Origin of the sequence: Lentilactobacillus sunkii DSM 19904 (assembly GCF_001435575.1) — a bacterium.
GTDB lineage: Bacteria > Bacillota > Bacilli > Lactobacillales > Lactobacillaceae > Lentilactobacillus > Lentilactobacillus sunkii.
Genome location: NZ_AZEA01000008.1, coordinates 1 through 14,640 on the forward strand (window position 1 = coordinate 1; position 14,640 = coordinate 14,640).

Consider the following 14,640-nt stretch of genomic DNA (forward strand, 5'->3'; position numbering starts at 1 on the left):
CTTCCTTGTCTAACAATTGTAGGGCACTTCAAAAACAGGAATAATTGCTTTGTTTCGTTAAACTCTGGGGCCAAGCGCCTCCTTCCGCACTCTATATAAAAAGGCCCCGCACAACTTTTATTGTCCGTGGCCTAATTATAGAAGGATGAAGCTTAATCATTTAATTCGATTTCAATTAATCAGCTGGCATGTAAATGCCCTTGGTGATTTGTGAAGCAAGAACATAGCCATAACCTTTGACATACAAGAATGTCTTAGTCTTTTTAGAATTAGTTTTGTAAACCTTAATTGAGCGGGTTACCTTATAAGTAACTGCTTTGGTTAACTTGCCCTTTTGAGTGAAGGTTACCTTACCGCCATTTGCATAAATGAGACCCTTGTATAATGGAATGTTCTTCTTAATATGATAGCTCTTTGCTTTAAAGCTCTTAGCACCGTTCTTAGCAATGTTGTAAGTGGTACCCTTCGTCTTTGCTGCAGTAGTAACAGGTGTTGTTGCGGCTGAAACTGCCAGTGGTGCGGCAAATGCCAAAGGTAATGCGAGTGAAGCGACTGTAATCATTGTTGCAAATTTTTTCATAATCAGTACTACCTTCTATAAAGAATAAATCTATTATGCCACGTTACAATCAGATGTCAACGAAATATTCGTGTAACATTAAGCCCTTAAAGAAATATTAATTTAACGGTTACATTTTATTTATGCACAATCTTAATAATCATGAATAGCTTGGTATAACGCGTTTTTACTAAAAGAAATTCACAATCTTTGGTTGTTTTAGTGTTGGACGATCTTTGTAACATTTTTGTAAAAATAATTCTAAAAAACAAGTACCCATAACGAGTACTTGTTTTATTTGACGATTAATTTTCTTTGGAACGTAACAATTCTTCCAAAGATGGTTGTTGCTTACGATCGATATGATATTGCTTTGCGAATCCTTCGGCAGTATCTTCGCCATACTTCTGTGAATCAAGCGGCATGAAAGCAGTTGCGACTGGATCATCCTGCTTGATCTTGGCATCAATCACGATTGGCTTCTTATTGCCTGACGCTTGGAGATCCTTAATCTTAGCAAATACCTCATCAAGATCTTTGATACTCTTCACAGTAAAGCCAATTCCACCAAGGCCTTCACTGACTTTAGCCCAGTCGGCATCGTTCAAATCAACACCGTAGAAGTGTTGCTTAGTCTGCATTTGTTCATACCAGATAAAGCCGAAGCGGTCATTTGAGAAGACCACGTTGATAACTGGTAAGCCGTAACGAACTTGAGTTAAGATATCCTGGACAACCATTGAGAAGCCACCGTCGCCAGATAATGACCATGCTTGGCCATCAGGAACGCTCAATGCACCGGCAATGCCACCAGGAAGGCCAAAGCCCATGGTTGCGAATAATCCGGAAATTGCGAAGCGTTGGTTCTTGTTCATTGGTAAGCCACGAACACCCCACTCTGATACATTTCCAGTATCAACAGCGTAGGTATCATTTGGCCCAGCCATTTCGGCAATCTTCTTAGTAACTGATTCAGCATTCAGACCATCACTGTCATCGTCAGCCAATTGATCCAGCCATTTATCCCAGTTCTTCTTGTTTTCCTGGTTGGCTTCAAGCCAAGCATCCTTTGGACGGCTCTCGCCAGAATCAATCATGGCTTGGAGATAACTCTTGGCATCAGCAATAACGGCATAGTCAACGTCAATTCGCTTACCAATATCGTAAGGGTTGTTGTTAACCTGAATCATCTTGGTATCTTGTGGCCAGAAGTTGGCAAATGGATATTCAGATGCCAGGAATAAAATCAAGTCAGCATTTTGAATGGCTTCAAATCCTGACTTGGTACCAAGTCGACCGGTGGTTCCAATAAAGTTTGGATGATCAGTACTGATGACACCAGTTGCCGGAACACTATTCATAACTGGAATGTTGAATTGTTCCGAGAACTTGCTTAAAGTATCACGGGCACCAAGTAAGCCACGGCCTGCATAGATCAATGGGTGTTTGGCTTCTTTAATCATCTTAAGGGTGTCATCAACAGCTTTAGGATCAACACTTTGTTTGAAGTTGTCAGCAACCGTTAATGGTGTCTTGGTTGGTGCATAATCGATTTCTTCAGAAGTTAAGTTCTCAGGAAGAATGACAACAGCAACACCCTTTTGACGATATGCTTCCTTAATTGCCTGATTGACAACGTATGGAATCTGATCTGCTGTGGTTACCTGTTTGTTATAAATGGCAACGTCGCTGAACATTGGTGTTTCATCCATTTCCTGGAAGTAGTTGGTGTTCATTGATGCTTGTGGAACTTGACCAATTAAAGCCAGAACGGGAACGTGGTCCATCTTGGCATCATACAGTCCGTTAAACAGATGAGTGGCGCCAGGGCCGGCAGATCCAAAGGCAACCCCAATTTTGCCAGTGAATTTAGCATCGGCAGAAGCGGCAATTGCGCCAACCTCTTCATGACGAACTTGGATATATTTCATTTTATCTTTTTCAAGGTAGAGTCCTTCGACAGTATGATTAATTGAGCCGCCGGGAATTCCATAGACGTGATCAACGCCCCAGTCTTCAAGTACCTTAACTAAAGCTTGTCCTGCAATCATCTTAGTCATAACAAAATCTCCTTTAATAGATATGATGTCAACGATGTAAGCGTTTGACATCTTTGGTTCAATTATTAATTATAGGCATGCTGAAAATGGAATGCCAGTATTTAGACTTACTTTTCGTAAGTATTACAAATCGGTTTACTGTTGGCGGAAAAATGATAATGACGAGAATTATAGACACATAAAAAGCCAGCCAGTACTTTACGTACAAGCTGACTTTTTGATAACTAACGTTTAGCTGTGCCTTGGTTAGCGAACGATCGAATCGTCCTTTCCTTAATTAAAAGAATACTAGTTGGTTTCCAGATAGTCAACTAACATATCCATAATTTTAACAAAAGTCACTAAATTCACATTATCAATATACCAGTCCTGATGTCGCTGAAATCTTAAAATTAATTTCTTTCCCTGATCATACTTATGCGAACCTAGCACATCACTTTGAATTAGTTTATGAAGATAAAACAAAGAGATCAAATCATTAACTTTAAGATCACGTAGATTTGAAGATGAAATTCCTATTTCTTTAGACGCCGTCCGAACCGGTGCTGATGGCTTACGTAAAAACTCTTTATCAGAAAATAGATTCACTAATAGAGGATTGTTGTGTGCGCATGCATTCCGAATATTTTTGGCATATTTAAGGTAATTATGAAACTTTCTTACCGATTTGGATGGCGATCTTTTTAAATAAAAATCCACAAATAATGATAGCGTACCAAACGTCATTATCTCAAATAAGACCCAAATAGAAGGTTCATTCCCATGCTTCACGTATAAATCATGCAAATATCGATTTTTACGAAGGTATGCAATTGTTTGCTGATATGCGTGCTCATTGGCCTTTTTGAAATCAGTAACAATTGAATAACCGTCCTCCTCATTATCGTTAGAAATGAGCTCCATTAGCTTTACTTTGATTCCATGCTCAATGTCCAGTGATAAGTCCAACAAATACTCTCTTAAATGCATATCGATCGATGCAAGATCAATCAAATAAGCAAAGTCCAAGTTATGATATTTATCGTTTAACTCCAAAAAGTTTTTTCGATAGGAGGTCAATTTGAAGTAATAGTTTTTCTGTTCTAAAACCAATCGCGCTTGTTGTTCGTTTGCTTTCTCAAACTTAATGCCTTTAGATTTCATGTGAACAATCAGTTGTTTAGTGGACATCATTGGCTTGTCGCTTTTACTCATAGATTTTTACCTTTAATCTCTATTTTTAAAACGATATTACCATAAATTTTGTATTGTTCCAAAACTAAGTTTCTTACTCAAATGGAAACAGCTGAAAGGTAATGTACTTGTTCAAATTTAAAAGCTCAAAAGTACGTTTTCAAAAATTCCTGCACCCGGCGCTTATAGGCGACCGGATCATACCAAAAACTCTCCGCGTGAGTCGCGTTTGGCACAATCCAAAGCTGCTTGGGTGCGTGGGTTGCCTGATAGTTTTCGTTCGCCATGTATGCTGGAACATAAGTATCTTTGCCACCATGGATAAATAAAATTGGCCGGGTATTTTTCTCCAGCTGCTTCACTGATGAAGCACTGTCGAGCCCAAATCCGGCAGCCCGCTTATTGATTTCACTCACCATTGGTTCTACGGGATATTCGGGCAAATGGTACTGTTTCTTCAGTAGATAAGTTAGTTCTTCTTTGATGCTGGAGTAACCACAGTCGGCAATAATCGCTTTGACTTGAGTCGGGAGGCGTTCACCGGAAAGCATTTCAACGGTTGCACCACCCATGCTGACGCCAAACAGGAGTAGTTTGCTGTCCTCACCAACATGATCAATAACTTGGTCGATCCACTTCAAATAATCCAAACGATCAAGCCAGCCAAAGCTGATGTATTTACCGGCGCTATCGCCATGACCACGGTCGTCGGGAGTCAGTACGTTGAAACCCATGTCGTGAAACATTTGGGCGTAGTTTGCCATTGTTTCACGGTTTCCCTTATACCCGTGAGCAATAATGACGGTCTTCTTTGAGATCCCATCCGCAGGGATATATGTGGCAACCATTTTCTTGTCGGGTTCGTCTCGATTGAGGTACCATTCTTCAGAAGGCATGTTGTGGAACCAGTCAACGTATTTATAGTATTGATCGGCATACTGTTGCTTTTCCTTAGAAGTTTCGGGCACGTAGTCGACTCGTTTAAACGCAATATCAAATAACTTGAGACTAACCCAAAAACTGCCGGCCGTAATCGCTGTCAGAGGCAGAATGAATGTTTTAAATGATGATGGTTTGATATTTCGCATTTTCATTGGTTTTCGCAACTCCCTATTAATGTTAATCTTAATGGTAGTTATTGCGCTGATTGAAGTCAAACAACTTTACTCTTGTTTAATAAATCAGCAAAAAAGCCCTCAATATTCAATAGAACGTCGTCAGAGTTCCACAAATACCAAGTGCTTTTTCTTTCATTTTTATCATTATTTTTAAAATCGATGCGATAATAAATTCATTAATCTATTCCAACAAATAAGGTGGTTACATAATGAAGTTCTCAGTTCTCGGACCCGAAGGCACCTTTGCCGACGCGGCCGCAAAAGATTATCTTAAAACCCAGCCAAATGCTAACGTCCTTTTTGACTACCATCCCTCTTTCGATCAAGTCTACCAAGCTGTTTCCGGTGATGACATCGGTCTTTTGCCACTCGAGAATCAGCTTGACGGTTATGTGTCCGCAACTCTTCAACGCTTACAAACCGCCGACGTTACGGAAATCGGCGAGATTACAATTCCGGTCAACTTTGGCTTGGTTGCCAATGTTGCTGAATTAAGTCAAATCAAACGGATCTATGTTCAGTTCAAGACGGAGGGGCAATGTCAGAAACTCCTGTCATCGTTACCCAACGTCCAAATTATTACGACTTCTTCCAATATGGTCTCACTAGAGAAGTTTCAAAGCGGTGAACTCGGTGATGCAGCGATCATTCCCCAATCACAAATGACGGATCTATCACTTCCGTTAATGCGGGACAATGTTGCCGATCAAGATGACAACAGCACAAGATTCATTATTTTTAAATCCCAGCCTGCCAATCTCGAGAAACTTTCTCGACATCATTTAACGACCAATCACTTTAAAGCACCACTCTTTGTTACCCCTTCTTTCAATGATCAACCGGGAACCTTATATGATATCCTCGGTTATTTTGCGGAACACCAACTCAACTTGGTCACGCTCATGTCGCTGCCGGTCAAATCCCAACTAGGCGTCTATTCATTTTATTTGGAGCTCTCCGGAACTCGTGAACAACAGGAGGTGCTTTTCACAACGCTTCAAAAGATGGCTGCCAAATATCATGTTCACCCCTTAGGCTACTATGCAGTTTGAGCTTGAGGTGCTTCCTGCTTAGCCTTGATAGCTCGTTGTTTAGCAAGGTTTTGACGATGGAATTCAGCTAAATGAACCGCTTGGGTTACAAACAAATGGGTGCTGGCTTCGTAGTGATATTTGCGTCCAAGTTCGGCAATATAGCCGTTTATGTAGTCAACTTCAGTTGGACGGTCCTTGGTCATGTCTTGATACATGGAAGGATAATGAAGCGGCATATCGATTCGGGTATTGTGGTCAAGGGCAGCCATTTCTTCGTCACGGCTGGATACCAGCTTAATGCCCGCTCTTGCACAGATATCATAGGCTTCATCAATCAGTTGACGACCCATCTGGTAAGCGCCGGGGAAGTTTCCGAATTCGCCCATTGGTAATTCAAACATCGTACAAATCGTGTTGATAACTGAATTGAAGATAACCTTGGTCATCAATGTCCCAGTGAAATCGTCGGTTAGAGTGGGATTCATATCAGCCTTTTGCAGTTCATTGAACAATGCTTTGCACATCTTGTCGGGCTTCTCGTTAAGTGGACACATGTTCATCTTGCCGGCACCACGTTTACCCATGAAGTCAACCTCACCAGGACCAGGAAGAACTGTGGCAATTAAGGCAGTTCCACCAATGATCTTGTCGTCCGCAAAGTAATTTTGCAGCTTTTCAATATGGCCCATGCCGTTCATACAGGTGAAAGCATATTGATCCTTGTGGAAGAAGTGTTCACAGCGATCCAAGTAATCCTGGAGCTGCATCTGTTTTGCGAAGAAGATAAACATATCTGGATGTCCATCAAAGGTTTCAGGGGTTTCCAACTTAATTTTGGTTAAATGGCGATCTTTATGATCCCGCATGACATATACGCCACCTTGTTCACGAATCTTGTCAATATGTGGCTGCCAAGTATCGATGAAAGTGACATCGTTGCCGGCCTCCTGTAGTAAAATTCCGTAACGTAATCCCATTGCTCCTGCACCAATCATTGCAAACTTCATAAAAATCACTCTCCAATTCCTATTTTTTATTTTTGATTAAAAAAAGCGCCCTTAATCTTATTTCTAAGATTAAGGGCGCTTGCGCGTGTTACCACCTAAATTCACGACCTGCTCACACAAATCGTCTCATCATGTACGGCCAAGTCAATGACGATACACTGGCACTTTAAGGGGTGCACACCGTGGATACTCATTTCTTCGCATCTACTGCTTAGAGGCTACTTTCATTTCGCGAATCATTATCCCTTCTCACTTACCGGGACTCCCTGAAATGATTTGGTGAAATTACTCTCCTCATCGCTGCATTTTTTCAATCAAATTTAATGTGCCTATAACTTAACTCATAGAATTTTAATTGTCAACGGTAAATTTAAAATTATTTTTCACCCAGCAATCTCTTTAACCGAGCAATCCGCTCATCCAGCGGTGGATGAGTATCAAACATTTTAACTAGAAACGGTGTCTTGCCTTGACGGGTCACAGGTTCATTAATGTACAAAGCAGCACCTTTTGCAGTTGGGTTGTCGGTCGGAGTGGAGTCATTCTTAAGTAACGTGAGTGCATCAATCAATCCTTGCGGGTCTCGGGTCAAGTTAACCCCAGAAACATCAGCCAATGATTCACGTTGGCGGGAAACGGAGAATTGCAGAATCTGGGCGACCGGGACACCGATAATTCGGATGACCCAGCCACCAAGCCACATGATCAAGCCAAAGGTCAAGATTCCAATTGCAATTGCCCAGCCACCTTTAGAATCGCTGTCACTATCACTGCCGAACCAACTGAACCACCGACCACCACGAATGAGGCCAATCCCGGCAACAATTAAGACCGTCCCGGCACCGGCAATGAAGGTGGTCAAAGCAACGGTAATGGATGATACCCGAATATCATAGTTCTTGATATGAGAAATCTCATGAGCGAGAACTCCTTCCAACTCCTCACGGTTCATCATTTCTCGAAGACCCTTGGTGACCGCCACGGCGGCATGCTTAGGATCTCGTCCAGTTGCGAACGCATTGGGTGAAGGATCATCGGTCTGATAAATTGCCGGCATTGGAATATGGGCAACCATTGCCAAGTCACTGACAATGTTAAACAATTCCGGATCATCGGATTCCTGAAGCTGATGCGCATTGGCTGATCTCATCAAAATATTGGTTACCTGGGTATAAACAAAAAGTGAGTAGAGTCCGGCACCAATTAAAAAGCCGACCATGGTGTAAGTTGGAATGATCCAGTCAATTGAGCCTTCATCATCCGTTGCAAGTGCGAATACCAGTCCAATTAGAAACCCAATAATCGCTATTAAAACAACGAAGACTGCCATTACTGACCAGGTTCGCCGTCGATTTTGCTGAACTTGCTGATTTATGGTGTCCATTATCAGTCAGTCCCCTTTAGAATTTCATTTGTGGTACTTCTTTAGATTGTTCAGGAACTTCAAGGTAACTGTGTACTGGGAAGTTTCCGAATTTGGCAACAATGTTACTTGGGAAGGTTTGCAGTCTGTTGTTGTAAACCATCACGTTGCTATTGTAGTTCTGACGTGAGAATGCAATCTTGTTTTCAGTATTAGTCAACTCTTCTTGCAGAGCCAAGAAGTTTTGGTTTGCTTTTAATTCGGGGTAGTTTTCGGAAACTGCAAACAAGTGGTTCAAGGCACCGGTCAATTCATTATCGGCTTTAACCTTGTCGCCCAAGCTAGCATTCGGATCCTGAATTTGTGAACGCATTGCGGTTACTTTTTCAAAAGTTTCCTGTTCGTGCTTTGCATATCCTTTTACGGTTTCCAAAAGGTTGGGCAGCAAGTCGCCTCGACGTTGTAATTGAACGTCAATCTGACTGGCAGCTTCGTCAACCAGGTTCCGTTGACTCACCAAACCGTTGTACATTAAAACAACGGCGATAATAATGATGACGATGATGACGCCTGTAATTATAAATGCCATGTGAATTCCTCCTTGAGTCGTTTGAACTTAATTTACCATACTGGCAAGAAATACTAAAGGTCTGGGTTGGATATTAACATCATTTTAATGAACAAATTCAGCGTAATGACTAACAGCTAATTCCATGCTACCCTAATAAAAATCAGGCACCCATTGGGATGCCCGACAATTACTTTTATTATACTAAACCTTGTGCCATCATCGCTTCGGCAACCTTCTCAAAGCCGGCAATGTTTGCGCCTGCCTGATAGTCTTTATCAAGCTTGTATTTCTTATCTGCCGCTTCCGACTTGGCGAAGATATCTTCCATAATATCCTGCAGTCGATTATCAACAGTTTCAAAGCTCCAAGCCAGACGTTCACTATTTTGGCTCATTTCCAAAGCTGACACGGCCACGCCACCTGCATTGGCTGCCTTGCCCGGTCCATAGAGGATATCGCTGTCACGGTAAATCGCAATCGCATCAGGATAACTTGGCATGTTGGCGCCTTCGCAGACGTATTTCGCCCCATCCTTGACAATCAGTTTGGCCTGATCCTTGTTAATTTCATTTTGAGTTGCACATGGCAGGGCAATGTCATAATCAACGTCAAAGTCCCAGACCGACCCACCATGATACTCGGCAGATGCAACCCGATCGGCATAGTCACGAATTCGACCACGCTCAACTTCTTTAATCTGTTTGACAACTTTGTAATCAATTCCCTTTGGATCATAGATATAACCGTTGGAATCAGACACGGTAATGACCTTGGCACCTAATTCAGTTGCTTTTTGAACAGCGTACGTGGCGACGTTACCTGATCCGGAGATCTTAATTTTCTTGCCTGTAAGGGTGTCTCCCTGAGCTTTTAACATAGCGTTGGTGTAATACAGCAGGCCAAAGCCGGTTGCCTCGGTACGGGCAAGACTACCGCCAAATGTCAGGCCTTTACCAGTCAAGACGCCATTTTGGTAACCGTTCAACCGTTTATAAGCACCGAATAAGTAGCCAATTTCACGTCCACCGACACCAATGTCGCCAGCTGGAACATCCAAATCAGGCCCAATATGGCGTTGCAGCTCTGTCATGAAGCTTTGGCAAAAGCGCATAATTTCGGAATCGGATTTCCCTTTGGGATCGAAGTCGCTTCCACCTTTGGCACCGCCAATTGGTAATCCAGTTAAACTGTTCTTGAGAATTTGCTCAAACCCAAGAAATTTTACCACACTCAAGTTAACAGTGGGATGTAACCTTAATCCACCTTTATATGGTCCGATGGCTGAATTGAATTGAACCCGGAATCCTCGGTTAACATTGAACTGGCCATCGTCTGACTGCCAAGGAACTCGGAACTGGATCACCCGTTCCGGTTCAACTAATTGTGCTAACAGATTGGCATCGACATATTCGGGATGTTCTTCCAAAGTTGGTGCAAGGCTGTCCAGAACGGTAAATACGGCTTCCTGAAATTCTTTTTGGTCAGGATCGCGACGGTCGATCTGGTCTTTGATGGATTCAATATACGTCTTTACATTGGTCACGTTTATTCCCACTTTCTAATTTTGGCTTGGAGCAGCAATATAGACTGTAAATGAAAATTCAGTTAGTGAATGTCACTTACATCGTTAGGTAATATATTAGCAGAAATTTTATTAAATATCTTCACATTTTATTATATTTATCAAATATTTATTCAATAAAAGATGCTTAGACCGTTTATTCAACAGTCTAAGCATCTTCTTTTATTAATGGGTAACTCATTACACGAATGGGGTTCGTGAAAACATTATGTCAGAAATAATGTTGGGTTGAGTCCATGTTGAAGTTTTCTGGATGAATGCATCACCACCTTATCAGGTGTCAAAAGTTACTCGAGAATATTTGATTCAAATTAGTCCTTAGCATGACGTGCAGCCAAGTCTGCTTTGATTTGTGGTTCCATCTTCTCGTACTTGAAGTACAAGCACATGATGGCAGCAACAATCGCATAGATGATAACTGGAAGATAGATGAATGTGAAGTGAATTGCTGAAAGAGCATGGGCAGTCTGAGTCTTGTTAGCAACGAATCCGGCAGCAGCCATGATCTTTGATGGGATAAATGAACCGAATCCTGAACCTAACTGGATACAGAAGGCAGAACCAACGGCAGTCAAGAACCCAGGGGCACGAATACCCGTCTTCCACTCACCATAATCAACAGTATCGGCTAACATACCAAATGGCATAGCAATGGCAGTTGAAGCACCGAAGATACCGATAATCCAAGCGACAATAACAAGAGTGAAGTTGTTACCAACCATACCCATCATGATCTGACCAAAGGCACCAATTGCCAAACCAATTAACATGGTAGCAGTCTTGTTAGTAACCTTAACGATAAATGGAATACACATTGTTGCGATGATACCAAGAACTTGAAGTCCGTTAAATACTGAAGTTAATTGTTCGTTACCAAGGTTGTATTTAGCGTAGTAAACTGAGATACCATTACGAGTTGACTGAGCAACCCAGTAAATAACGAATGCGACAACCAAGATGTACCATGGGTTGTTACCAACAGTTGCTTTCAAAGAATCCTTAAATGGAATTGGCTTCTGAATAGCAATAGTACGTTCCTTCATTCCCTTGAATGCCAAGAAGAGAAGGATGATTGCCAAGATACCAAACATGAACATTGTCCACATGAAACCAACTTTGTCGTCACCTTTACCAAAGAATGCAACTAATGGTAAAGCGAAGGTACTAGTGATAAATGATCCAATGGCTCCACCACACATACGGAATGTGTTGGCGTTGATACGTTCCTGACCGTTAGTAGTTAAACTAGGAAGAATAGCAGTAATTGGTGTTTGAATACCTGTATAAATAACACCAGCAGCTAGGATGTAAGTAAATCCGGCATACCATAATTTAGCAGTACCGTGTAAGTTTGGAGCGGTAAATGCTAAGAATGTGGCAGCAGCAAATGGAATTGCCAGCCATAAGAAGTATGGTCGACTTTGGCCCCATTTTGTGTGGGTGTGGTCAACAATTGATCCCCAAACTGGTGCACTGATGGCATCGAATATACGAGCAACCAGTAAGATTAAACCGGCTCCACCAACTGAGATACTGAATACATCAGTATAGAAATAAAGAATATAACTTGAAATTGTAACATATAGCAAGTTACCAGCCATATCAGTAAAGGAGTAAGCTGTTTTCTCCCAAACTGACAGTTTAACGTTTGCACTGTCTTTGCTGGTACCTGCTGCACTAGCAGCGTTTTTATCCATGATCATAATCTCCTATCCAAATTTTATTGAAAATAATTGCAAAACAAAATGTGAAACGGGCCACCACCTCCTAAAGTGGAATCTGTCCAATTATTCGAATTTACGGGTTGATAGATTGAACAACGCTTTATCCTTGTTGCTTTCTAATACAAGTCCGTCATCCAAATAAATATATTCATTGATGTATGGTGCAAAGCTTTGAACCTCATAGTGTTCGTCAACAAGCTTCTTAACGCGTCCGTTGACGGCTGTGAGACCGTTTTGCTTATCCTTATAGATATAAGTCTTTTGACCAAATCCATTCAGGAAGGCAACCAGCTCTTCACCCATGTCCCAATCATCTTCACCTGTGTATCCATCTGGGAACAGACGGGCGAAGATACCGCCGTCTGATGCAAAGATGGATTGGCCAAATCGGTTTCTGGAAAGATCAGGCCGGTTCAGGTTCGGCCCTGCAATACTGTATGTTGATGCTGCTTCGCCGGGTTTAAGCATCCGGTTGGTAGCAGTCGCATTGGAGTCATACATGTAAAGGATGGCACCAGTAGCCCGATAAGCAGCTTCTACCAGTTCGGGATCTTGAAGCTTCTCACCTGCAATTTGTGCAGATGCAGCGGTTAAACCGCCCCATAGTGCATGAATCATGTATGATAAGGCTTCCCACCAACGATCAGGGCTTTGGGAACGGAAGTCGTTACTGAAGCCGATATTGGCTTTCAGCAACTCACCGTAAGTTGTTGCAGCGTGGACATTACCGGTTAAAGCAAGTGCGCCGGCAGCTGGACCAAATCCAGCGTTATCGAAGAAATGCTCTGTCATCGCAGCTTCCAAAGAATCACTGTTGGCTGCAAGTCTGTCGGTAACTGATTTCCATGATTTGGAAATCTCTGAATACTCTTTATCCAATCCACTCTTCTGCAGATCGGCCAACAAGTCTTCAATGTAGAGACCGTAAGTTCCAAGCATCTGAGCCTCTGTCTTACCACGTTCATTGTCATTGAGATCCGGGTTAACCCGAACATCAAATACCTGGGCAGCCCATGAGAGATAGTCATTAGGCTTGTTGAGCTTCAATGATGAAGCTGGGCATTTGGACAACAGGTAGAACATGTGAGCGATATACTCCAAATCCATCAAGCGATAAAAGTCACCATATAGTTTGGCAGGCTTCTTAAAATCACCGTTTTCAAACCATTTTGGCCGGACATACTTCACAGCACTTTCTTCAACTTGGGCAATTTGCTTATCGGCATCCTTAACTTTGTCATCCAGCAGGCATTCCTGAAGAATGAAGGTCATCTTTCCGATTGACTCGCCTTGGTTGGATACAGGTCCGAAACTGTATGGTACCTTGCCGTCTTTTCCTGCATACGAATGTTCGGAAACATAATCTGCACGGTTTCGAAGCAATTCGTTGATTGAATTCATGACATTGAAAACACCCATGTCGACTGTCCCGTCATCAAATTCAAGAATTACCTGGTGCTCACCAAGCCCTTGTGGCTCGTACACAAGTCGGCCATTTTCCAGTTGATCGGTCATATCCTGATCAACAATCTCTTCACCGGACTTGTGTCGGACGGTAATGCTCTTCAAAGTTTGACCTTTGGCAAGCTTAATCGTGAAGACCTGATAAGAACCTTGGGAAATCATCGGTTCAAATGAGAATCTTGGATGATTGTATAATCTCGTCGCAATATCATAAAAGTCTTTTTGATCGGTGAATGGTTTTAGATAAAACTCCCAATTCTTGCTTTCACCAGGTTTAAGAACCAGTGAGTTTTGAGGATAAATCCAGTCGTTATGCGGCCTGCGGTCATCATCGTAGCCGCCAGCCAGGACAATTTCATGGAAGAGCATGCCATCCAATGAAGGCGACACGTTTTCAAAGAATCGGTTGGTGTAGTCATTGAACGTTCCCACCGAAAGTACTTCACCCTTGGTTTGATAAACACCCAGGTTAGGGGCTGTGTTGTCACGACGGACAGCAGCCAGCTTTGTATAATTCTTTGAGATTTGGGGAAAGACCGCAACGGATTGATTGGCATTTCGCTTAACGTTCTTATCTCTGAACATGACATAGGCCAAGCTGATCCAAACGCCGAGATTGCTAATGGTGATGTCTTCTTCGCCGTTATTTTGAACGGTAAAATCCCATTTAAATGAATTGCCGATCAGTTGAAATTGTTGAACCAATGAAAGATCATCCACCTTGAATTGAAGCTTGCTATGAGTATCATCACCGCTTACCTCAGGATCCTGATCAATACTGCGGTGCTTTTGCCCATCCACCGTGATGTTAAATTCTCCAAACAATTTATCCAGGTCGTCATATCCAAGTGACTCAAGATAATTGGGATCGATTACCCAGTTCATGTTGGATTTATCGGAATTCAACTGTAACTTTGTAATAGCTCCACGCTTGTTTTGTGAAACTGTCAGAAATTCTGACTTCATGTGTAAAACCTCCTGGAGT

Annotated in this window: 11 protein-coding genes; 1 reads left to right on the forward strand and 10 read right to left on the reverse strand. The window is 42.2% G+C overall.

Translation table 11 applies throughout. The features are described 5' to 3' along the window. Window positions 1-175: 175 nt before the first annotated feature. From FD17_RS06285 to FD17_RS06300, 4 genes are all read right to left on the reverse strand, one after another. Complete coding sequence (locus tag FD17_RS06285; RefSeq protein WP_057824742.1) at window positions 176-580, reverse strand: hypothetical protein; 405 nt, start codon at window positions 578-580, stop codon at window positions 176-178. A 284-nt stretch (window positions 581-864) separates the two neighbouring features. After that, window positions 865-2,619, reverse strand: coding sequence for a pyruvate oxidase (spxB, locus tag FD17_RS06290; protein WP_057824744.1), 1,755 nt, complete (start codon window positions 2,617-2,619; stop codon window positions 865-867). Window positions 2,620-2,907: 288 nt separating this feature from the next. Beyond that, entirely contained in the window at window positions 2,908-3,813 is a 906-nt protein-coding gene (locus FD17_RS06295; RefSeq protein ID WP_082617157.1) for an Abi family protein, read from the reverse strand. A gap of 125 nt (window positions 3,814-3,938) precedes the next feature. Continuing rightward, window positions 3,939-4,886, reverse strand: coding sequence for an alpha/beta hydrolase (locus FD17_RS06300; RefSeq protein WP_057824746.1), 948 nt, complete (start codon window positions 4,884-4,886; stop codon window positions 3,939-3,941). Between the two features lie 233 nt (window positions 4,887-5,119). On the opposite strand from FD17_RS06300, the gene FD17_RS06305 reads away from it, so the two are divergent. Continuing rightward, the gene (locus FD17_RS06305) at window positions 5,120-5,962 is read left to right on the forward strand and encodes a prephenate dehydratase (protein ID WP_057824748.1); all 843 of its coding nucleotides are present in this window, start codon (window positions 5,120-5,122) and stop codon (window positions 5,960-5,962) included. On the opposite strand, the gene FD17_RS06310 is transcribed toward FD17_RS06305, so the two are convergent. The 6 genes from FD17_RS06310 to FD17_RS06335 all read right to left on the reverse strand — a co-directional run bounded on the left by FD17_RS06310 (window position 5,950) and on the right by FD17_RS06335 (window position 14,621). After that, window positions 5,950-6,951 carry a ketopantoate reductase family protein gene (locus FD17_RS06310; RefSeq protein ID WP_057824750.1) on the reverse strand — a complete coding sequence of 334 codons (1,002 nt, stop codon included), beginning with the start codon at window positions 6,949-6,951 and terminating at the stop codon, window positions 5,950-5,952. The genes FD17_RS06305 and FD17_RS06310 overlap by 13 nt on opposite strands. A 376-nt stretch (window positions 6,952-7,327) precedes the next feature. After that, window positions 7,328-8,335, reverse strand: coding sequence for a M48 family metalloprotease (locus FD17_RS06315; RefSeq protein ID WP_057824753.1), 1,008 nt, complete (start codon window positions 8,333-8,335; stop codon window positions 7,328-7,330). Between the two features lie 16 nt (window positions 8,336-8,351). Then, complete coding sequence (locus FD17_RS06320) at window positions 8,352-8,903, reverse strand: LemA family protein (protein WP_057824756.1); 552 nt, start codon at window positions 8,901-8,903, stop codon at window positions 8,352-8,354. Window positions 8,904-9,081: 178 nt separating this feature from the next. Further along, window positions 9,082-10,428 (reverse strand): NADP-specific glutamate dehydrogenase, encoded by a 1,347-nt coding sequence (gene gdhA, locus FD17_RS06325; RefSeq protein WP_057824757.1) that lies wholly within the window; start codon window positions 10,426-10,428, stop codon window positions 9,082-9,084. Window positions 10,429-10,778: 350 nt separating this feature from the next. After that, entirely contained in the window at window positions 10,779-12,164 is a 1,386-nt protein-coding gene (locus tag FD17_RS06330) for a glycoside-pentoside-hexuronide (GPH):cation symporter (RefSeq protein WP_235803189.1), read from the reverse strand. Window positions 12,165-12,254: 90 nt separating this feature from the next. Further along, window positions 12,255-14,621, reverse strand: coding sequence for a hypothetical protein (locus FD17_RS06335; RefSeq protein WP_057824761.1), 2,367 nt, complete (start codon window positions 14,619-14,621; stop codon window positions 12,255-12,257). Window positions 14,622-14,640 lie beyond the last annotated feature (19 nt).

What these genes read in the sequence shown, in the direction of transcription:
- FD17_RS06295 (WP_082617157.1), bottom strand. Translation starts at nt 3,813, where the DNA reads ATGAGTAAAAGCGACAAGCCAATGATGTCCACTAAACAACTGATTGTT.
- FD17_RS06330 (WP_235803189.1), bottom strand. Translation starts at nt 12,164, where the DNA reads ATGGATAAAAACGCTGCTAGTGCAGCAGGTACCAGCAAAGACAGTGCA.
- FD17_RS06300 (WP_057824746.1), bottom strand. Translation starts at nt 4,886, where the DNA reads ATGAAAATGCGAAATATCAAACCATCATCATTTAAAACATTCATTCTG.
- FD17_RS06285 (WP_057824742.1), bottom strand. Translation starts at nt 580, where the DNA reads ATGAAAAAATTTGCAACAATGATTACAGTCGCTTCACTCGCATTACCT.
- spxB (WP_057824744.1), bottom strand. Translation starts at nt 2,619, where the DNA reads ATGACTAAGATGATTGCAGGACAAGCTTTAGTTAAGGTACTTGAAGAC.
- FD17_RS06310 (WP_057824750.1), bottom strand. Translation starts at nt 6,951, where the DNA reads ATGAAGTTTGCAATGATTGGTGCAGGAGCAATGGGATTACGTTACGGA.
- FD17_RS06305 (WP_057824748.1), top strand. Translation starts at nt 5,120, where the DNA reads ATGAAGTTCTCAGTTCTCGGACCCGAAGGCACCTTTGCCGACGCGGCC.
- FD17_RS06335 (WP_057824761.1), bottom strand. Translation starts at nt 14,621, where the DNA reads ATGAAGTCAGAATTTCTGACAGTTTCACAAAACAAGCGTGGAGCTATT.
- FD17_RS06315 (WP_057824753.1), bottom strand. Translation starts at nt 8,335, where the DNA reads ATGGACACCATAAATCAGCAAGTTCAGCAAAATCGACGGCGAACCTGG.
- FD17_RS06320 (WP_057824756.1), bottom strand. Translation starts at nt 8,903, where the DNA reads ATGGCATTTATAATTACAGGCGTCATCATCGTCATCATTATTATCGCC.